The 20,583-nt window shown below is 39.2% G+C and carries 21 protein-coding genes and 2 other annotated features; all 21 genes read left to right on the top strand.

Features of this window, described 5'->3' with window-relative positions; all coding sequences use genetic code 11:
- Positions 1–46: 46 nt before the first annotated feature.
- The 21 genes from ispF (at position 47) to rpsG (ending at position 20,422) form a co-directional block, all read left to right on the top strand.
- Complete coding sequence (ispF, locus tag LOK41_RS20960; protein ID WP_174102809.1) at positions 47–523, top strand: 2-C-methyl-D-erythritol 2,4-cyclodiphosphate synthase; 477 nt, start codon at positions 47–49, stop codon at positions 521–523.
- 89 nt (positions 524–612) lie between these two features.
- Positions 613–2,070 (top strand): glutamate--tRNA ligase, encoded by a 1,458-nt coding sequence (gene gltX, locus LOK41_RS20955; RefSeq protein ID WP_241818119.1) that lies wholly within the window; start codon positions 613–615, stop codon positions 2,068–2,070.
- 48 nt (positions 2,071–2,118) lie between these two features.
- Positions 2,119–2,365: a binding site (T-box leader), on the top strand.
- Positions 2,366–2,649: 284 nt separating this feature from the next.
- On the top strand, positions 2,650–3,315 hold the full coding sequence (gene cysE, locus LOK41_RS20950; RefSeq protein WP_241818111.1) for a serine O-acetyltransferase: 666 nt from the start codon (positions 2,650–2,652) through the stop codon (positions 3,313–3,315).
- Positions 3,296–4,693, top strand: a complete 1,398-nt coding sequence (gene cysS, locus LOK41_RS20945; protein WP_241818110.1) for a cysteine--tRNA ligase — start codon at positions 3,296–3,298, stop codon at positions 4,691–4,693. The genes cysE and cysS overlap by 20 nt, the downstream gene beginning before the upstream one ends.
- A gap of 2 nt (positions 4,694–4,695) precedes the next feature.
- Positions 4,696–5,103 carry a Mini-ribonuclease 3 gene (locus LOK41_RS20940; protein WP_174102813.1) on the top strand — a complete coding sequence of 136 codons (408 nt, stop codon included), beginning with the start codon at positions 4,696–4,698 and terminating at the stop codon, positions 5,101–5,103.
- A complete protein-coding gene (gene rlmB / locus LOK41_RS20935; RefSeq protein WP_026593154.1) occupies positions 5,100–5,843 on the top strand; it encodes a 23S rRNA (guanosine(2251)-2'-O)-methyltransferase RlmB in 744 nt (247 codons plus the stop codon). Before LOK41_RS20940 ends, rlmB begins: the two co-directional genes overlap by 4 nt.
- A gap of 2 nt (positions 5,844–5,845) precedes the next feature.
- Positions 5,846–6,358 (top strand): NYN domain-containing protein, encoded by a 513-nt coding sequence (locus LOK41_RS20930; RefSeq protein WP_017150116.1) that lies wholly within the window; start codon positions 5,846–5,848, stop codon positions 6,356–6,358.
- A 67-nt stretch (positions 6,359–6,425) separates the two neighbouring features.
- Positions 6,426–7,085, top strand: a complete 660-nt coding sequence (locus LOK41_RS20925; protein ID WP_241818109.1) for an RNA polymerase factor sigma-70 — start codon at positions 6,426–6,428, stop codon at positions 7,083–7,085.
- A gap of 130 nt (positions 7,086–7,215) precedes the next feature.
- Complete coding sequence (gene rpmG, locus LOK41_RS20920) at positions 7,216–7,362, top strand: 50S ribosomal protein L33 (protein ID WP_002055487.1); 147 nt, start codon at positions 7,216–7,218, stop codon at positions 7,360–7,362.
- A gap of 32 nt (positions 7,363–7,394) precedes the next feature.
- Complete coding sequence (secE, locus tag LOK41_RS20915) at positions 7,395–7,574, top strand: preprotein translocase subunit SecE (RefSeq protein WP_003194325.1); 180 nt, start codon at positions 7,395–7,397, stop codon at positions 7,572–7,574.
- Between the two features lie 131 nt (positions 7,575–7,705).
- Positions 7,706–8,239 carry a transcription termination/antitermination protein NusG gene (gene nusG / locus LOK41_RS20910; RefSeq protein WP_174102814.1) on the top strand — a complete coding sequence of 178 codons (534 nt, stop codon included), beginning with the start codon at positions 7,706–7,708 and terminating at the stop codon, positions 8,237–8,239.
- Positions 8,240–8,410: 171 nt separating this feature from the next.
- On the top strand, positions 8,411–8,836 hold the full coding sequence (rplK, locus tag LOK41_RS20905; RefSeq protein WP_001085872.1) for a 50S ribosomal protein L11: 426 nt from the start codon (positions 8,411–8,413) through the stop codon (positions 8,834–8,836).
- A gap of 181 nt (positions 8,837–9,017) precedes the next feature.
- The gene (gene rplA, locus LOK41_RS20900) at positions 9,018–9,710 is read left to right on the top strand and encodes a 50S ribosomal protein L1 (protein WP_241818108.1); all 693 of its coding nucleotides are present in this window, start codon (positions 9,018–9,020) and stop codon (positions 9,708–9,710) included.
- Between the two features lie 49 nt (positions 9,711–9,759).
- Positions 9,760–9,903 (top strand) — a sequence feature (ribosomal protein L10 leader region).
- Positions 9,904–9,943: 40 nt separating this feature from the next.
- Positions 9,944–10,444 (top strand): 50S ribosomal protein L10, encoded by a 501-nt coding sequence (gene rplJ / locus LOK41_RS20895; protein ID WP_097898942.1) that lies wholly within the window; start codon positions 9,944–9,946, stop codon positions 10,442–10,444.
- 67 nt (positions 10,445–10,511) lie between these two features.
- Positions 10,512–10,871, top strand: a complete 360-nt coding sequence (gene rplL, locus LOK41_RS20890) for a 50S ribosomal protein L7/L12 (protein ID WP_006093113.1) — start codon at positions 10,512–10,514, stop codon at positions 10,869–10,871.
- Positions 10,872–10,946: 75 nt separating this feature from the next.
- Entirely contained in the window at positions 10,947–11,546 is a 600-nt protein-coding gene (locus LOK41_RS20885) for a class I SAM-dependent methyltransferase (protein ID WP_241818107.1), read from the top strand.
- A 290-nt stretch (positions 11,547–11,836) separates the two neighbouring features.
- On the top strand, positions 11,837–15,370 hold the full coding sequence (rpoB, locus tag LOK41_RS20880) for a DNA-directed RNA polymerase subunit beta (protein WP_174102817.1): 3,534 nt from the start codon (positions 11,837–11,839) through the stop codon (positions 15,368–15,370).
- 37 nt (positions 15,371–15,407) lie between these two features.
- The gene (gene rpoC, locus LOK41_RS20875) at positions 15,408–19,022 is read left to right on the top strand and encodes a DNA-directed RNA polymerase subunit beta' (RefSeq protein WP_174102818.1); all 3,615 of its coding nucleotides are present in this window, start codon (positions 15,408–15,410) and stop codon (positions 19,020–19,022) included.
- Between the two features lie 113 nt (positions 19,023–19,135).
- Complete coding sequence (locus LOK41_RS20870; RefSeq protein ID WP_098338757.1) at positions 19,136–19,384, top strand: ribosomal L7Ae/L30e/S12e/Gadd45 family protein; 249 nt, start codon at positions 19,136–19,138, stop codon at positions 19,382–19,384.
- Between the two features lie 115 nt (positions 19,385–19,499).
- Positions 19,500–19,922, top strand: a complete 423-nt coding sequence (gene rpsL / locus LOK41_RS20865; RefSeq protein WP_001142341.1) for a 30S ribosomal protein S12 — start codon at positions 19,500–19,502, stop codon at positions 19,920–19,922.
- A gap of 29 nt (positions 19,923–19,951) precedes the next feature.
- Entirely contained in the window at positions 19,952–20,422 is a 471-nt protein-coding gene (gene rpsG / locus LOK41_RS20860; protein WP_001137493.1) for a 30S ribosomal protein S7, read from the top strand.
- The last annotated feature ends 161 nt before the right edge of the window (positions 20,423–20,583 follow it).

The following is a 20,583-nucleotide window of genomic DNA, read 5'->3' as shown; positions in this document are numbered from 1 at the left end:
ACATAAGGTCATGAGTCGCAGTAGTTTAGCTTAAGGAGGATATAAAATGTTTCGAATTGGACAAGGTTTTGATGTACACGAATTTGCAGAAGGTAGACCGTTAATTATCGGTGGAATTACGATTCCATATGAGAAAGGTTTATTAGGTCACTCAGATGCAGATGTACTTTTACATACAATTGCTGATGCATGTTTAGGAGCGATTGCTGCAGGCGACATCGGAAAACATTTTCCAGATACAGATCCTGCCTTTAAAGATGCAGATTCAGCTGTGTTATTGCAAAAAGTTTGGGAGTTTGTGCGTAACCAAGGATATGAATTAGGTAATTTAGATTGTACAATTATTGCGCAGAAACCAAAAATGGCCCCACATATTGAAAGTATGCGTAAGCGTATTAGTGAACTATTAGAAACTTCTATAGACAATGTGAATGTGAAGGCGACAACCACTGAAAAATTAGGATTTACAGGGAGAGAAGAAGGGATTGCTTCTCAAGCCGTTGTATTATTACAGAAAAAATAGTTGTTTTTGATTCGCAAGATGGATAATCATATTTTTTTGGTGTACAATTATAGAATGTGTTGACATTAAGAATGGAAGGTGTACCAATTATGGAAAAGCAAGTGAGAGTGCGCTATGCGCCAAGTCCAACAGGACACTTACATATCGGAAATGCGCGTACGGCATTATTTAATTATTTATTTGCTCGTCATCAAGATGGTAAGTTTATTATTCGTATTGAAGATACTGATGTAAAACGTAACGTTGCTGGTGGTGAAGAAAGCCAATTAAAATACTTGAAATGGCTCGGCATGGACTGGGATGAAGGTGTTGATGTTGGTGGCGAATATGGACCATATCGTCAAACAGAACGTTTAGATATTTATAAAAAGTTATATGAAGATTTACTAGAGCGTGGTTTAGCTTATAAATGTTATATGACAGAAGAAGAGTTAGAAGCAGAGCGTGAAGGACAAATCGCTCGTGGTGAAACACCTCGTTATGCTGGTAATCACCGCGATTTAACGGAAGAACAAATCAAGCAATTTGAAGCAGAAGGCCGCATTCCAAGTATTCGTTTCCGTGTACCAGCTGACCGCGACTACACATTTAAGGATATCGTAAAAGATGAAGTTGCTTTCCACTCAAATGACTTTGGTGATTTTGTTATTGTGAAAAAAGATGGTATTCCAACTTATAACTTTGCGGTAGCAGTAGACGATCATTTAATGGAGATTACACATGTTCTTCGTGGTGATGATCATATTTCTAACACGCCGAAACAAATGATGATTTATGAAGCATTTGGATGGGATATCCCGCAGTTTGGTCATATGACATTAATCGTAAATGAGAGTCGTAAAAAATTAAGTAAACGCGATGAATCTATTATTCAATTTATTGAGCAATATAAAGAGCTTGGATATCTTCCAGAAGCAATCTTTAACTTTATCGCATTACTAGGTTGGTCACCAGTTGGTGAAGAAGAAATCTTCTCTAAAGATGAATTTATTGAAATGTTTGATGCAGCTCGTTTATCAAAATCACCTGCATTATTCGATTCTCAAAAACTTAAATGGATGAACAACCAATATATGAAAAAGCAAGATCTAGATGCTGTTGTTGCATTAAGCTTACCGCATTTAGTGAAAGCTGGTCGTGTAAGTGAAAACTTAAGTGAACAAGAACAAGCTTGGGTTCGTGATGTAATTGCTTTATACCATGAACAAATGAGCTTTGGAGCTGAAATTGTAGAGCTTTCTGACATGTTCTTTAAAGATCATGTAGATTATGAAGAAGAGGGACAAGAAGTATTGAAAGGTGAACAAGTACCTGAAGTACTTCGCGCATTTGCAGCAGGATTAGAAGCTTTAGAAGAAGTGGAACCAGCAGCAATTAAGAAAGCAATTAAAGCTGTTCAAAAAGAAACGGGTCATAAAGGGAAAAACTTATTTATGCCAATTCGTGTGGCAACTACTGGCCAAACACATGGACCAGAACTGCCAAATGCAATTGCACTTCTTGGAAAAGAAAAAGTTTTAAATCGTATTCGTAAAGTAATTGGTTAACATTTAGCGAATTTAGAAATATAATAAGAATACTTTAAAATCTAATAAAGGAAAGCGACGAGAAGGAGAAGTAAAAAATCAGGCTTTTTACAGAGAGAACCACCTTTTGGCTGGAAGTGGTTTATAAGCGGGTTTTTGAAATGCCCCTTCGAGTCTTCTGCTGAACAACGAAGAGTTTCGGGAAACGTCATAAGACGCAAAGTAAGCAGAAGCGGTATAAACCGTTATCATGATGAGTTTGAGGCTGTATTTAGGCCTAAACAGAGTGGAACCGCGCTTATAAGGCGTCTCTGTCAATTTGACAGAGGCGTCTTTTTTTATACCATGTAAATAAGGTGAGGGTATAAGTTTTTGTACAGATGGATAAAGACTAGGTAACAAGTAAGATTTTAATTGGTGGTTATTTTCTTCATTTCTCACTAATTATGAACGTTCACTAATCGGACCTTTACGGATGGTCTATCTCTAACTTAACTTTTTTGTTGTTGTTAAATGTTGAGGTGGAAGTAGGATTGTCCGCGAATAGCGAGGTAAATCGGTTCACTCAGAAAAGTAGCCCATAAAGGGGAGGGGACATCAATGTTTAAGAGGCTTCGAGAAGATATTGAAGTCGTTTTTGAACAAGATCCAGCGGCGCGAAGTTATTTCGAGGTCATTTTAACTTACTCTGGATTACATGCGGTTTGGGCACACCGAATTGCACATGCCTTTTATAAACGGAATTTTTTCTTTATTGCACGTTGGATTTCACAAGTTAGTCGTTTCTTTACCGGTATTGAGATTCATCCGGGAGCCACAATTGGTCGTCGTTTTTTTATTGACCATGGTATGGGGGTTGTTATTGGGGAGACATGTGAAATCGGAGACAATGTAACAATTTATCAAGGAGTTACATTAGGTGGTACAGGGAAAGAAAAAGGAAAAAGGCATCCAACAATCCAAGATAACGTACTTATTGCGACTGGTGCAAAAGTACTCGGATCCATTACAGTTGGGGAGAATTCTAAAATTGGTGCAGGATCTGTTGTATTGAAAGAAGTTCCTGCGCATTCGACAGTTGTAGGTATACCTGGTCGAGTCGTAATTCAAAATGGAGTAAAGATAGGTCAGGAATTGAACCATTCAGATCTGCCAGATCCAATTTTTGATAAATTAAAAGTAATGGAAGCTGAACTTGAAAAATTAAAAAAGCAACTGGGAGTAAAAGTGGAAAGGAAGGATGAAAATGACTATTCACATTTATAATACGTTAACACGTGAGAAAGAGGAGTTTGTTCCTTTAGAAGAAAATAAAGTGAAGATGTATGTATGCGGACCGACAGTATACAACTATATTCATATCGGAAACGCAAGACCGCCTATGGTATTTGATACAGTACGTCGCTACCTAGAGTATAAAGGGTATGAAGTGCAGTATGTTTCCAATTTTACGGATGTAGATGATAAGTTAATTAAAGCAGCAAATGAATTAGGAGAAGATGTTCCAACAATTGCAGATCGTTTTGTTGAAGCGTACTTTGAAGATGTAACTGCATTAGGTTGCAAGCACGCTACGGTTCATCCTCGTGTAACAGAAAATATGGATATCATTATTGAGTTTATTGAGGAACTTGTGAAAAAAGGATATGCATATGAGTCTGAAGGCGATGTTTATTACAAAACAAAGGAATTTGAAGGTTACGGTAAATTATCACATCAGCCAATTGCAGACCTGCGCCATGGTGCACGTATTGAAGTTGGGGAAAAGAAACAAGATCCGCTTGATTTTGCCTTATGGAAGGCAGCGAAAGAAGGAGAAATCTTCTGGGAGAGCCCTTGGGGCAAAGGTCGTCCAGGATGGCACATTGAATGCTCTGCAATGGCGCGTAAATATTTAGGTGATACAATTGATATTCATGCTGGTGGGCAAGATTTAGCATTCCCTCACCATGAAAATGAGATTGCACAATCAGAAGCATTAACTGGAAAAACATTTGCACGTTACTGGATGCATAATGGATATATTAATATTAACAATGAGAAAATGTCTAAATCATTAGGGAACTTCATTTTAGTTCATGACATTATTAAGCAATATGACCCGCAGTTAATTCGTTTCTTTATGTTATCTGTACATTATCGTCATCCAATCAACTTTAGTGAAGAGTTATTACAGAGTACGAATAATGGATTAGAGCGCATTAAAACAGCGTATGGTAACTTAAAGCACCGGATGGAAAGTAGCACAGATTTAACAGACCATAATGAAAAATGGTTAGCTGAAATAGAGAAATTCCAGTTAGCATTTGAAGAAGCGATGAACGATGATTTCAATACAGCAAATGCAATAACTGAGTTATATAATTTAGCAAACCATGCAAATCAATATCTATTGGAAGAACATACATCAAAAGCTGTAATTGAGGCGTATGTAAAACAGTTTGAAACGTTATTTGGTATTTTGGGATTAGAGTTAACAAAAGAAGAGTTGCTTGACGAAGAGATTGAGGCATTAATTCAAAAACGTATTGAGGCTCGTAAAAACCGCGACTTTGCATTGTCTGATCAAATTCGTGATGATTTAAAAGAGCGTAATATTATTTTAGAAGATACCGCCCAAGGTACAAGATGGAAAAGAGGATAAGCATGATTGATGCAAAGCAATTAAACAGCTTAGCGTTAGCATATATGGGTGATGCGGTATATGAACAATATATCCGCTATCACCTTCTTCAAAAAGGAACGGTTCGTCCTAACCAATTACATCGTTTAGGGACAAGCTTTGTTTCGGCGAAAGCACAAGCGAAAGTTGTTTATCATTTACTAGAAACAGCATTTTTGACAGAGGAAGAAGAAGCGGTCTTAAGAAGAGGACGTAATGCGAATTCGGGTTCTGTTCCTAAAAATACGGATGTGCAAACATATCGCTATAGTACTGCTTTTGAGGCATTGCTTGGTTATCATTATTTATTGAACAATAGCGACAGATTAGAGGAACTTGTATATAAAGCAATTGATGTTTTAGAAGCGAAGGAAGGGGGCGCATCAATATGAGTAGTGAATATATTATCGGACGTAACCCTGTAATTGAAGCGTTACGATCAGGAAGAGATATTAATAAAATCTGGATTGCAGAAGGTGCAGCTAAAGGACAAGTGCAAATTGTATTAGCGTTAGCGAAAGAAAATAAAATTATTTTACAACATGCACCAAAGAAAAAATTAGACCAACTTGTTGAAGGAAATCACCAAGGGGTCATTGCACAGGTAGCGGCCTATCAATATGCAGAATTAGAGGATTTATTTGAAGCAGCTGCTAAACGTAATGAAGATCCGTTCTTCTTAATTCTAGATGAAATTGAAGACCCGCATAACTTAGGTTCTATTATGCGTACGGCAGATGCAACAGGCGCACATGGGATTATTATTCCGAAAAGAAGAGCTGTTGGGCTTACAGCATCAGTTGCAAAAGCTTCAACAGGAGCAATTGAATATATTCCTGTTGCTCGTGTGACAAACTTATCTCGAACAATTGATGATTTAAAAGAGCGAGGTCTTTGGATTGCGGGTACAGATGCAAGAGGGAAAACGGATTATCGTAATTTAGATGGTAATATGCCGATTGGATTAGTAATCGGTAGTGAAGGAAAAGGTATGAGCCGTATTATTGGTGAAAAATGTGATTTCTTAATCAACTTGCCGATGGTTGGTAAAGTTACATCCTTAAATGCTTCAGTAGCTGCAAGTCTGTTAATGTATGAGGTATATCGTAAACGTCACCAAATTGGTGAGTGAAAATGAATGATATCTTAATCGTTGATGGTTATAACATTATTGGGGCTTGGAGAGACTTGAAAAAATTAAGGGATGTAGATTTACAGGCATCAAGGGACGCGCTAATTGATAAAATGGCGGATTATCAAGGGTACACAGGAACAAGAGTAATGATTGTATTTGATGCTTATACAGTTCAAGGTATTGAAAAGAAAATGAAGCAATCACGTGTTGAAGTTATTTTCACAAGAAAGAATCAAACCGCGGATGAAAAAATTGAACAGCTCGCGATTGAACTTCGTAATATTAATACACAAATCTATGTTGCGACTTCTGATTATACGGAACAGTGGGTTATTTTCGCACAAGGAGCGCTTAGGAAGTCAGCCCGTGAACTAGAAATAGAAGTGCAGGCCATGGAACAACAAGTGCGCCATCAAACGCAAGAGGTAAAAGAGAAGCAACCAGCTATGCGAACGATATTTAGTAAAGATATTACAGAAAAATTAGAAAAATTAAGGCGAGGAGAGCGTTGAAGCATTGACGCTCTTCAGGCGCTTACTGTATAATATTTCTAAATAAATAGCGGTCGGAGGGATCAAAGTGGAAACAGGCTTCGTAAGTACCAACAACGTTACGTTTCGCGATTTAGAGGATGAGGCAATAGTTGAGTTAGTTCGAAAAGGTAATATTGATGCTCTTGAATATTTAATTCACAAGTACAAGAACTTTGTTCGCGCAAAATCAAGATCGTATTTTTTAGTAGGTGCCGATCGGGAAGATATTGTTCAAGAAGGTATGATTGGATTATTTAAAGCCATTCGTGATTATAAAGAGGACAAGCTATCTTCTTTTAAAGCATTCGCTGAATTATGTATTACTCGTCAAATTATTACTGCTATTAAGACAGCAACGAGACAAAAACATATTCCTTTAAATTCGTATGTTTCTTTAGACAAACCGATTTACGATGAGGAATCTGATCGTACGCTATTAGATGTTATTTCGGAAGCAAAGGTGACTGATCCTGAAGAGATGATTATTAGTCAGGAAGAATATAGCGACATAGAACTAAAAATATCTGAATTATTAAGCGATTTAGAAAGAAAAGTCCTTTCTTTATATTTAGATGGCCGTTCTTATCAAGAGATCTCAGAGCAGTTAAACAGGCATGTAAAGTCTATTGATAATGCCTTGCAGCGTGTAAAAAGGAAGCTAGAACGATATATGGAAATGAGAGAAAATACAACTTTAAACTCATAGTATATGTCGCAGGGGAGAAAATGATTCTCCTGCTTTCTTTTTGTAATGTAGTAAGTGGCATGTCATTGACATTGTCTTTTATTGTATGATACATTTTTAGGGACATAATGTTACAAGGTTGGTGTAACAAATGAGAAAAAAAGTTGTACTCTCATGTGAAGAGTGTAAGAATCGAAACTACTCCACAATGAAAGATACGAGCTCAGTAGAGCGACTTGAGATAAAGAAATTTTGTAAAACATGCAATATGCATACAGTTCATAAGGAAACAAAATAAATAATCGAAACAATACACTGGAGGTCCCGTAAATGCGTTTGACGAACTTTTTCGGCGATGTAGGTCGCGAAATGAAAAAAGTAAGTTGGCCTAAGAAAGATGAATTACTCCGTTCGACAGCTACTGTTATTGCGACAGTTGTGTTTTTTGCAGTTTTCTTCGCGGTAGTTGACATGGGTATTTCTTCTTTAATTCGGTTAATTCTTGGTTAATTCTTGAATAAGAAGCACTTATCCATGATATAATGTTATTTATACGAACTGTGTAAAAGCCCGATGAACGGGTTTTTTCATTTGCACAAAAAAATGTACGTCAGGGAGGGAAGGACGCTCGTCCTAAATGAATGGAAAAAAGTTGGTATGTTGTCCATACTTATTCTGGATATGAAAATAAAGTAAAAGCAAACCTAGAGAAACGTGTAGAATCAATGGGAATGCAAGATAAAATTTTCCGTGTTGTTGTTCCGGAAGAAGTAGAAGTAGAAATGAAAAACGGAAAAGAAAAATTAACAAAAAGAAAAGTATTCCCAGGTTATGTATTAGTGGAACTAATTATGACTGATGATTCTTGGTATGTTGTTCGTAATACACCGGGCGTAACAGGTTTTGTTGGATCTTCTGGATCAGGATCAAAACCATCTCCTTTATTAGAGGAGGAAGTTGTTACCATTATGAAACATATGGGAATGGACAATGAAGTGGTTGATTTTGACTTTGAACTTCATGAAACAGTACGTGTAAATGAAGGGCCATTCGCGAACTATACAGGTGCAATCGAAGAGATTGACATGGAAAAACAAAAGATAAGAGTGCTTGTAGATATGTTTGGTCGTGAAACACCGGTCGAGCTGGATTTCCACCAAATTGAAAAATTATAAAATGAAACTTGAAATGAATTGTAAAAAGTGATAATATCTTTTAAGTCAGTACGTCTTCGGTAACGGAGACGTTTTTTGAAAAAAGATTTTATCGTTACAGATAAAATTATGAAGTGGGAGGGCAAATCACTGCCCAATTGACCACATCACGGACTTAAGGAGGTGTGTCTCGTGGCTAAAAAGGTAATTAAAATGGTAAAACTTCAAATTCCTGCAGGTAAAGCTAACCCAGCTCCACCAGTTGGTCCAGCATTAGGACAAGCGGGTGTTAACATCATGGGCTTCTGTAAAGAGTTCAACGCTCGTACAGCAGATCAAGCTGGTCTTATCATTCCTGTTGAAATTACGGTATTCGAAGACCGTTCATTCACTTTCATTACTAAAACTCCTCCTGCTGCTGTTCTTCTTAAGAAAGTAGCTGGTATCGAGTCTGGTTCTGGTGAACCAAACCGTAATAAAGTGGCAACTGTTAAGCGTGATAAAGTACGCGAAATCGCTGAAACTAAAATGCCTGACCTAAACGCTGCTAGCGTAGAAGCTGCAATGCGTATGGTTGAAGGTACTGCGCGCAGTATGGGTATCGTTATCGAAGACTAATTCGATTTGTTTTTTTGTAAAAAAGGTTGCGGGTCTGGAATTCCAATTCGCAACCTTTATTATCGTAAATGAGTATCGTTTTTAAATAAATGGATGGGCGCACATCCTCGGGATTTCCCGGAATGAAGGCGTAAACGTGGGAGGTTATTCCGCTAAAACCACATTCAAGGAGGAAATAAACATGGCTAAAAGAGGTAAAAAGTACGTAGAAGCTGCAAAGCTTGTTGATCGTGCAACTGCTTACTCTGCAACAGAAGCAGTAGAATTAGTAAAGAAAACAAACACAGCTAAATTTGATGCAACTGTAGAAGCTGCATTCCGTTTAGGTGTTGACCCTAAGAAAGCTGACCAACAAATTCGTGGTGCAGTTGTTCTTCCACACGGTACTGGTAAAGTACAACGTGTATTAGTATTCGCTAAAGGCGAAAAAGCAAAAGAAGCTGAAGCTGCTGGCGCTGACTTCGTAGGCGATGCTGATTACATCGGTAAAATCCAACAAGGTTGGTTCGATTTCGATGTAGTAGTAGCAACTCCTGACATGATGGGTGAAGTTGGTAAACTTGGTCGCGTATTAGGACCTAAAGGTTTAATGCCAAACCCTAAAACTGGAACGGTTACTTTCGATGTAACAAAAGCTGTTAACGAAATCAAAGCTGGTAAAGTTGAATACCGCGTTGATAAAGCTGGTAACATCCACGTTCCAATCGGTAAAGTATCTTTCGAAGATGCTAAACTAGTAGAAAACTTCAAAACAATTGCTGACACGCTATTAAAAGTTAAACCAGCTGCTGCAAAAGGTACTTACATGAAGAACGTAACTGTTGCTTCTACAATGGGACCTGGCGTACGTGTAGACGTTTCTACAATCGCGTAAAAATTGGAAGTTGACTTCATAAAGAAGTTTTAATATAATCATTTATGTTGTGAATTTAAATAGTGTACCGTAGACAGTAGGGGCCAATTTGACTTAATTTCCTACCTAGGTGTTAATATACGAAGCGGAATTTTTTTCTGTGACTATATGCCTCCATGTCTACAACTGGGCATGGAGGTTTTTTAGTGCACTTTCGGTACATCTTCTATATAATCTACAGGAGGTGTAATAACATGAGCAAAGCAATCGAAACTAAACAACAAGTTGTAACTGAAATCGCTGAAAAACTTCGCGAAAGTAAATCTACAATCGTTGTTGACTACCGTGGTTTAACAGTATCTGAAGCAACTGAATTACGTAAAAACTTACGTGAAGCTGGCGTTGAGTTCAAAGTTTACAAAAACTCTTTAACTCGTCGTGCTGCAGAATCTGTTGAAATGGCTGAGTTAAACGAATTCTTAACAGGACCAAACGCAATCGCGTTCAGTAACGAGGATGTAGTTGCTCCTGCGAAAGTATTAAACGACTTCGCTAAAGATCATGAAGCTTTAGAAATTAAAGCGGGCGTAATCGAAGGTAAACTTGTAACACTTGATGAGGTTAAAGCTATCGCTACTCTTCCATCACGTGAAGGCTTACTTTCTATGCTTCTTAGCGTTCTTCAAGCTCCAATCCGTAACCTTGCACTTGCTACTAAAGCAGTTGCAGATCAAAAGGAAGAGCAAGGCGCTTAATTTTTTAAAAGATAATTACGTGTTATCGATAAAACAATACAAACCTATTTAAGGGAGGATATTTACAATGACTAAAGAACAAATCATTGAAGCAGTTAAATCTATGACTGTATTAGAACTTAACGACTTAGTAAAAGCTATCGAGGAAGAATTCGGCGTAACTGCTGCTGCTCCTGTAGCTGTTGTTGGTGGCGCTGGTGAAGCTGCTGCTGAGAAAACTGAATTTGACGTAGTACTTGAAAGTGCTGGAGCACAAAAAATCAAAGTTATCAAAGTTGTTCGTGAAATCACTGGCCTTGGCTTAAAAGAAGCTAAAGAACTAGTTGACAACACTCCAAAAGCAATCAAAGAAGGCGCTTCTAAAGAAGAAGCTGAAGAAATGAAAGCTAAACTTGAAGAAGTTGGCGCTGCTGTAGAAGTTAAGTAATTAACTTTTGAAGCTCTAAAAAAGCTCGCTCTTATGCGGGCTTTTTTTTTAACTGTAAAGAAAAGAGGTGGCCATATGGCAGACCATTATTTTTCTAATGACCCTTCGAGTAAAAGTGATCGTAAACGATGGGAATATACATTGCGAGGATCTCAATTTGCTTTTTTATCTGACCATGGGGTGTTTTCGAAAAACGAGGTGGACTTTGGTTCTCGTCTTTTAATTGAAGCGTTTCAAATGCCAGATATTAAAGGTGATGTATTAGACGTGGGATGTGGATACGGTCCAATCGGTTTGTCGTTGGCAAAAGAGTTTCAAGAGCGTAGTGTTCACATGGTGGATGTGAACGAAAGGGCGCTTGGACTTGCAAAAGAAAATGCTGCTAATAACAAAATTGATAATGTCCGCATTTTTCAAAGTAGCGTCTATGAAAATGTAGATGGCAAGTATGCTGCTATTCTATCTAATCCTCCAATTCGCGCTGGTAAACATATTGTGCATGAAATTTTAGAAAAAGCTGTGGATCATCTAGTGCCAGGTGGGGAGCTTTGGATTGTTATTCAAAAGAAACAAGGTGCACCATCTGCGCTTAAAAAACTAGAAGAATCATTTTCTGAAGTTGAGGTTGTAGAAAAGAAAAAAGGATATTATATCATAAAATCAAAAAAACGTTGACGGTTATTTTTGGCTATGTTAACATTATACAATGCCAATATATGATTTTCTGCGTTGAGAAAGATGTATATTTTTGTTTCTCTTGGAAAAGATAGTAAAATCAGCAGATTATGAAACAGAATGATGGTTTTCTTATAGAAGCCATTTTTCTTTTTTGAGCAGGTAGAAAGACTCAACGTATCTATCTTTGAGAGGAAAAGCTACGCTACTAGCGTTAGCTGTATTTATTTGTGATTTTGCACAAATTTTTTTGTGCATTTATAATACTCATGATTTGAGGGGTGAAGCAGTTGACAGGTCAACTAGTTCAATACGGACGCCACCGCCAACGAAGAAGTTATGCCCGTATTAGTGAAGTATTAGAGTTACCAAATCTTATCGAAATTCAAACCTCTTCTTATCAGTGGTTTCTTGATGAGGGTTTGCGAGAAATGTTCCAAGACATTTCTCCGATTGAAGACTTTACGGGAAATCTATCGCTTGAATTTATCGACTACAGCTTAGGTGAACCTAAATACTCTGTAGAAGAATGTAAAGAGCGTGATGTGACGTATGCAGCACCACTTCGTGTGAAAGTTCGTCTAATCAATAAGGAAACTGGTGAAGTAAAAGAACAGGATGTGTTCATGGGAGATTTCCCACTCATGACAGAGACAGGAACATTCGTAATTAACGGTGCAGAACGTGTTATCGTTTCCCAGTTAGTCCGCTCTCCAAGCGTATACTATAGTGGCAAAGTGGATAAAAACGGAAAACGTGGTTTTACTGCTACTGTAATTCCAAACCGCGGAGCTTGGTTAGAGTATGAAACAGATGCTAAGGATGTTGTATATGTACGTATTGACCGTACTCGTAAACTTCCTGTAACTGTTTTGTTACGCGCATTAGGGTTTGGCTCTGATCAAGAAATCACCGAGCTTTTAGGTGATAACGAATACTTAAGCAATACGCTAGAAAAAGACAACACAGATAGCACAGAAAAAGCATTGCTTGAAATTTATGAGCGTCTACGCCCAGGTGAACCACCAACAGTGGAAAACGCGAAAAGCTTGCTTGTTTCTCGCTTCTTTGATCCAAAGCGCTACGATTTAGCAAATGTAGGTCGCTACAAGATCAACAAAAAATTACACATTAAAAACAGATTGTTTAACCAACGCTTAGCTGAAACGTTAGTAGATCCAGAAACTGGAGAGATTTTAGCGGCAGAAGGAACAGTCTTAGACCGTCGTACACTAGATCGCATTTTACCTTACTTAGAGAAAAACATTGGATTCAAGACAGCGAAACCAATGGGTGGAGTGGTAGAAGGCGATGTTGAGCTGCAATCTATTAAGATTTATGCTCCAGAGTCAGACGGTGAACGTTCTATCAATGTAATTGGGAATGCAAACATCACTCGTGACGTAAAACACATCACGCCAGGTGATATCCTTGCTTCTATTAGCTACTTCTTTAACTTACTATACAAAGTAGGGGATACAGATGATATTGACCATTTAGGAAATCGTCGTCTGCGCTCTGTAGGAGAGTTATTACAAAACCAATTCCGTATCGGTCTTTCTCGTATGGAACGTGTTGTTCGTGAGAGAATGTCGATTCAAGATACAAATGCAATTACACCGCAAGCGTTAATTAACATTCGTCCGGTTATTGCATCTATTAAAGAGTTCTTCGGAAGTTCTCAGTTATCTCAGTTCATGGACCAAACAAACCCATTAGCAGAGTTAACGCACAAACGAAGACTATCTGCATTAGGACCTGGTGGTTTAACGCGTGAGCGCGCAGGCTTTGAAGTGCGTGACGTTCACTACTCTCACTACGGTCGTATGTGTCCGATTGAAACACCAGAGGGACCAAACATCGGTTTGATCAACTCACTATCTTCGTTCGCGAAAGTAAATGAGTTTGGTTTCATTGAAACACCATACCGTCGTGTTGATCCAGAAACTGGTCGTGTAACAGGGCATGTTGATTACTTAACAGCAGATGAAGAAGATAATTATGTTGTAGCCCAAGCGAATATGAAATTATCTGAAGAAGGGGAATTCCTTGATGAAGATATCGTAGCTCGTTTCCGTGGTGAGAACATTGTCACAAATAGAGAACGCATCGACTACATGGATGTATCTCCAAAACAAGTAGTGTCGGCAGCGACAGCTTGTATTCCGTTCTTAGAAAACGATGACTCCAACCGTGCACTTATGGGTGCGAACATGCAACGTCAGGCGGTTCCGTTAATGAATCCAGAATCTCCAATTGTAGGTACAGGTATGGAGTACGTATCAGCAAAAGACTCAGGTGCTGCAGTAATCTGTAAACACCCTGGTGTTGTTGAACGCGTAGAAGCACGTGAAGTTTGGGTACGCCGTTATGTAGAAGTTGACGGTCAAAAAGTAAAAGGCGATTTAGATCGCTACAAAATGTTGAAATTCATTCGTTCTAACCAAGGAACTTGTTACAACCAACGTCCAATCGTAAGTGTTGGAGATCAAGTTGTAAAAGGTGAAATCCTTGCGGATGGTCCTTCTATGGAATTAGGTGAACTAGCACTTGGACGTAACGTGCTTGTTGGCTTCATGACATGGGACGGTTATAACTACGAGGATGCGATCATCATGAGTGAGCGCCTTGTAAAAGATGATGTGTACACTTCTATTCATATTGAAGAATATGAGTCAGAAGCTCGTGATACGAAGCTTGGACCAGAAGAAATTACACGTGACATTCCAAACGTTGGGGAAGATGCATTACGCAACCTTGACGAGCGCGGTATCATTCGCGTTGGTGCTGAAGTAAAAGATGGAGACTTACTTGTTGGTAAAGTAACACCTAAAGGTGTAACAGAATTAACAGCTGAAGAACGTCTATTACACGCTATCTTTGGAGAAAAAGCACGTGAAGTACGTGATACATCACTACGTGTACCACACGGTGGTGGCGGTATTATCTTAGACGTAAAAGTGTTTAACCGTGAAGATGGCGACGAGTTGCCACCAGGTGTAAATCAACTTGTACGTGCATATATCGTTCAAAAGCGTAAAATTTCTGAAGGTGACAAGATGGCCGGTCGTCACGGTAACAAAGGTGTTATCTCCCGTATTTTACCGGAAGAAGATATGCCGTACTTACCAGACGGTACGCCAATCGATATCATGTTAAACCCATTAGGGGTACCATCTCGTATGAATATCGGTCAGGTATTAGAGCTTCATCTTGGTATGGCAGCAAGATACCTTGGTATCCACGTTGCAACACCAGTATTCGATGGTGCTCGCGAGGAAGATGTATGGGGTACAATCGAGGAAGCTGGTATGGCGAATGACGCGAAAACGATCCTATATGATGGACGTACTGGTGAGCCATTCGACAACCGCGTATCTGTTGGTGTCATGTATATGATCAAACTTGCGCACATGGTTGACGATAAACTTCATGCTCGTTCTACTGGACCATACTCACTTGTAACGCAACAACCTCTTGGAGGTAAAGCACAATTCGGTGGACAACGTTTCGGTGAGATGGAGGTTTGGGCACTTGAAGCTTATGGTGCTGCTTATACTCTTCAAGAAATCTTAACTGTGAAGTCTGATGATGTTGTCGGCCGCGTTAAGACATACGAAGCGATTGTTAAAGGCGAAAATGTTCCAGAACCAGGTGTTCCAGAGTCATTTAAAGTATTGATTAAAGAACTACAAAGCTTAGGTATGGACGTTAAAATGATGTCTAGCGACGATACAGAAATTGAAATGCGTGATACGGAAGATGATGATGATCATCAATCAGCAGACAAATTAAGTGTCGAAGTTGAGACAACTAAGGAATAATTGGGATAACCTGTAGACTAAAAGGGAGGTAGGCCCCTTGATAGATGTTAATAACTTTGAATATATGAAGATTGGACTTGCTTCGCCTGACAAGATTCGTTCTTGGTCATACGGTGAAGTTAAGAAACCAGAAACAATTAACTATCGTACGTTAAAGCCTGAAAAAGATGGCTTGTTCTGTGAGCGTATTTTCGGACCACAAAAGGACTGGGAATGTCATTGCGGAAAATATAAACGTGTACGTTATAAAGGTGTAGTTTGTGATCGATGTGGCGTTGAAGTAACGCGTGCGAAAGTACGTCGTGAACGTATGGGTCATATCGAATTAGCTGCTCCTGTATCTCATATTTGGTATTTCAAAGGTATCCCGAGCCGCATGGGACTTGTCTTAGACATGTCCCCTCGCGCGCTTGAAGAAGTAATTTATTTCGCTTCTTATGTTGTAACAGAAAGTGGAGATACACCACTTGATAAGAAGCAATTGCTTTCTGAAAAAGAATACCGTGCATATCGTGACCGATATGGCAGCACATTCCAAGCTGCTATGGGCGCAGAAGCGATTAAGAAGCTATTACAAGACATCGATTTAGATAAAGAAGTAGACTTCTTAAAAGAAGAATTAAAAACAGCACAAGGACAACGTCGTACTCGTGCTATTAAACGTCTAGAGGTACTAGAAGCATTCCGTAACTCTGGAAATGAGCCATCTTGGATGATCTTAGATGTTCTTCCAGTTATCCCACCAGAACTACGCCCAATGGTACAGTTAGATGGTGGACGTTTTGCGACTTCTGACTTAAACGACTTATACCGTCGTGTAATTAACCGTAATAACCGTTTAAAACGTCTATTGGACTTAGGTGCACCAAGCATCATCGTTCAAAACGAAAAACGTATGTTACAAGAAGCTGTAGACGCATTAATCGATAATGGTCGTCGTGGCCGTCCAGTTACTGGACCAGGTAACCGTCCATTAAAATCACTATCTCACATGCTAAAAGGTAAACAAGGACGTTTCCGTCAAAACTTATTAGGTAAACGTGTTGACTACTCTGGTCGTTCCGTTATCGTTGTAGGACCGAACTTAAAAATGTACCAATGTGGATTACCAAAAGAGATGGCACTTGAATTGTTCAAGCCTTTCGTTATGAAAGATTTAGTGGAAAAAGGATTAGCACATAACATTAAAAGTGCGAAACGTAAAATCGAGCGTGTACAACCTGAAGTTTGGGATGTTTTAGAATCTGTAATTAAAGAACACCCAGTACTTTTAAACCGTGCCCCAACGCTTCACCGTCTTGGTATCCAAGCGTTCGAACCTACATTAGTAGAAGGACGCGCAATCCGTCTTCATCCACTTGTATGTACTGCATACAACGCGGACTTTGATGGTGACCAAATGGCGGTTCACGTTCCGCTATCATCAGAAGCACAAGCAGAAGCTCGTCTTCTTATGTTAGCAGCACAAAACATCTTGAACCCGAAAGATGGAAAACCAGTTGTTACACCGTCTCAGGATATGGTATTAGGTAACTATTACTTAACGCTTGAGCGCGAGGGTGCAATTGGTGAAGGTATGGTGTTCAAAGATGCAAATGAAGCATTGCTTGCGTATCAAAATGGATATGTACATCTTCATACCCGTGTCGCTGTTGCTGCAAACTCAGTGAACAACAATGAAACATTTACTGAAGAGCAAAAAGGCAAGCTTCTATTAACAACAGTTGGTAAATTAATATTTAACGAAATCTTACCGAAGTCGTTCCCTTATATTAACGAACCAACAAATTCAAACCTTGAAAAAGAAACACCAGCGAAATACTTCGTTGAAAAAGGTGCGAACATTAAAGAAATTATTGCTAGTCGCGAAGAAGTGGCACCATTTAGCAAGAAAATCCTTGGTAACATCATTGCGGAAGTGTTTAAACGTTTCCAGATTACAGAAACGTCTCGCATGCTTGACCGTATGAAGAACTTAGGATTTAAATACTCTACAAAAGCTGGTATTACAGTTGGGGTAGCGGATATTCTTGTATTAGGTGAAAAAGATGAAATTCTCCACGAAGCACAGGCAAAAGTAGATAAAGTAATTAAACAATTCCGTCGCGGTTTAATCACGGAAGAAGAACGTTACGATCGCGTTATCTCTATTTGGAGTAATGCAAAAGATGTTATCCAAGGAAAATTGATGAAATCCTTGAATAAACGCAACCCAATCTTCATGATGAGTGACTCTGGTGCCCGTGGTAACGCATCGAACTTCACTCAGCTTGCTGGTATGCGTGGTCTGATGGCCAACCCATCTGGTCGTATCATTGAACTTCCAATCAAGTCAAGTTTCCGTGAAGGTTTAACAGTACTTGAGTACTTCATCTCTACGCATGGTGCGCGTAAAGGTCTTGCCGATACAGCACTTAAGACTGCCGATTCTGGTTACTTAACACGTCGTCTTGTAGACGTTGCACAAGATGTTATCGTTCGTGAAGACGATTGTGGAACAGATCGTGGTTTACTAATTGGCGCGATTAAAGAGGGTAATGAAGTAATCGAGTCATTATATGATCGTCTTGTAGGACGTTTTGCAAGAAAAACTGTAAAACATCCTGAAACAGGTGAAGTATTAGTTCGTGAAAATGAATTAATTACAGAAGATATTGCTCATATCGTTGAAAATTCAGGTGTAGAAACAGTACACATCCGTTCAGCGTTCACATGTAACACTCGCCACGGTGTATGTAAGAAATGTTACGGTCGCAACTTAGCTACTGGTACAGACGTAGAAGTAGGAGAAGCGGTAGGTATTATCGCAGCTCAATCTATCGGTGAGCCAGGTACACAGTTAACGATGCGTACGTTCCATACAGGTGGGGTTGCCGGAGACGATATTACGCAAGGTTTACCTCGTATCCAAGAGATCTTTGAAGCTCGTAATCCAAAGGGTCAGGCAGTTATCAGTGAAATCGATGGTGTTATCGCGGCGATCAACGATGTTAAAGATCGTCAAGAGGTAGTTGTACAGGGCGAGGTTGAAACTCGTACGTATGCAATTCCTTATGGTGCTCGTCTGAAAGTAGCTCCAGGACAGCCAATTGCTCACGGAAAAGAGTTAACAGAAGGTTCTATTGATCCGAAAGAATTACTAAAAGTAACGGACATTACGGCAGTTCAAGAATACTTACTACGCGAAGTTCAAAAAGTATACCGTATGCAAGGGGTAGAAATTGGTGACAAGCACGTAGAGGTAATGGTTCGCCAAATGCTTCGTAAAGTTCGTGTAATTGATGCTGGTGAAACAGATGTGTTACCAGGAACATTACTGGATATCCATCAGTTTACTGATGCGAATGCAAAAGTTTTACTTAAAGGTAAACAACCTGCAACAGCAAGACCAGTACTTCTTGGTATTACAAAAGCTTCACTGGAAACAGATTCATTCTTATCTGCAGCGTCGTTCCAAGAAACAACTCGTGTTCTAACAGATGCAGCAATTAAAGGCAAGCGCGATGAGCTTCTAGGATTGAAAGAGAATGTTATTATCGGTAAACTTGTTCCAGCTGGAACTGGTATGAATCGTTACCGTAAAGTTGATCTTGTTAAAACAACACAAGATGACATGAATGTGGAAAACGATGAAGTTTACGTGGAACAGTAAAATTTTCCGTCGTAAATTTTGTATAAAAACAGATAATCCTAGTTGACATTGTATGAGTCAAAATGTTACTATAAGCAAGGTTGCTCCTGAACGATGCTTTGGAGGATATGTATATGTCTTATCAAAAAGTATCAAATGCTGAAAATGTAGTCGTTGGTCATAAACGAACATTGGAAGCAATCAAAAATGGTACAGTTAAAGAAGTTGTTATTGCAGAGGATGCTGACATGCGGTTAACCCATGTTATTACTCGCACTGCGTTGCAACATAACGTGCCCATAACCAAAGTTGAATCAGTTCGTAAGCTTGGGAAAGCTTCGGGGATTCAAGTGGGAGCTTCAGCAATAGGAATAATAAGTTAAAACTGTTTTTGTGAGGAGGGAGCATTTGCTCTTCCTTGCAAAAACTTTGTTTTCAACTAATAATGAACCACCTGGATATGTGGTCATACAAACATGCGAAGGGAGGATAAATCAAATGCCTACTATTAACCAATTAGTGAGAAATGGTCGTACTGATAAAGTATGGAAATCTAAATCACCTGCGTTAAACAAAGGTTTTAACTCTTTAAAGAAAAAATCAACTGATATCTCTGCACCTCAAAAACGTGGTGTATGTACTCGTGTTGGTACAATGACTCCAAAGAAACCGAACTCAGCGTTACGTAAATACGCTCGTGTACGTTTAACAAATGGTATCGAGGTTACTGCTTACATCCCAGGTATCGGTCATAACCTACAAGAGCATAGCGTAGTATTAATTCGCGGTGGTCGTGTAAAGGATTTACCGGGGGTACGTTACCACATCGTTCGTGGTGCGCTTGACACAGCTGGTGTTGACAAACGTATGCAAGGACGTTCTAAATATGGTACTAAGAGACCAAAACCTGCTAAAAAATAATAAACTTACAATGAAAGGAGGAACTCAATATGCCTCGTAAAGGACCTGTTGCGAAACGTGACGTGTTACCAGATCCAATGTATAATTCGAAACTAGTAACGCGCCTAATCAACAAAATGATGGTTGACGGTAAAAAAGGTAAATCTCAAACAATTCTTTATAATGCGTTCGATATCGTTAGCGAACGTACTGGTAAAGAACCAATGGAAGTATTCGAGCAAGCTCTTAAGAACATCATGCCTGTTCTTGAAGTACGCGCTCGTCGTGTTGGTGGTGCTAACTACCAAGTTCCAGTTGAGGTTCGACCAGAACGCCGTACAACTTTAGGTCTTCGTTGGTTAGTAAACTACGCTCGCCTTCGTGGTGAAAAAACTATGGAAGAGCGTCTTGCTAACGAAATCTTAGATGCAGCTAACAACGCTGGTGCATCTGTTAAGAAACGTGAAGACACTCATAAAATGGCAGAAGCTAACAAAGCATTTGCTCATTACCGTTGGTAGGATTCAACGTAAAATAAATGTAAGCATAAACCGCTTTATTTGTCGCTTATGGAAGTGTGGAGAGGGAGAATGCCTCTCCCTTTCAATGGGCGCTCGTTTTACATAATGAGGGTACTGGACACACTGCCGTATGTAACAAAATAAAGTGGCTTTTTTGCTAC

The organism is Bacillus sp. TL12 (assembly GCF_022625245.1).
In the GTDB taxonomy this organism is placed as follows: domain Bacteria; phylum Bacillota; class Bacilli; order Bacillales; family Bacillaceae_G; genus Bacillus_A.
This window is presented reverse-complemented; position numbering and strand designations above follow the sequence as displayed.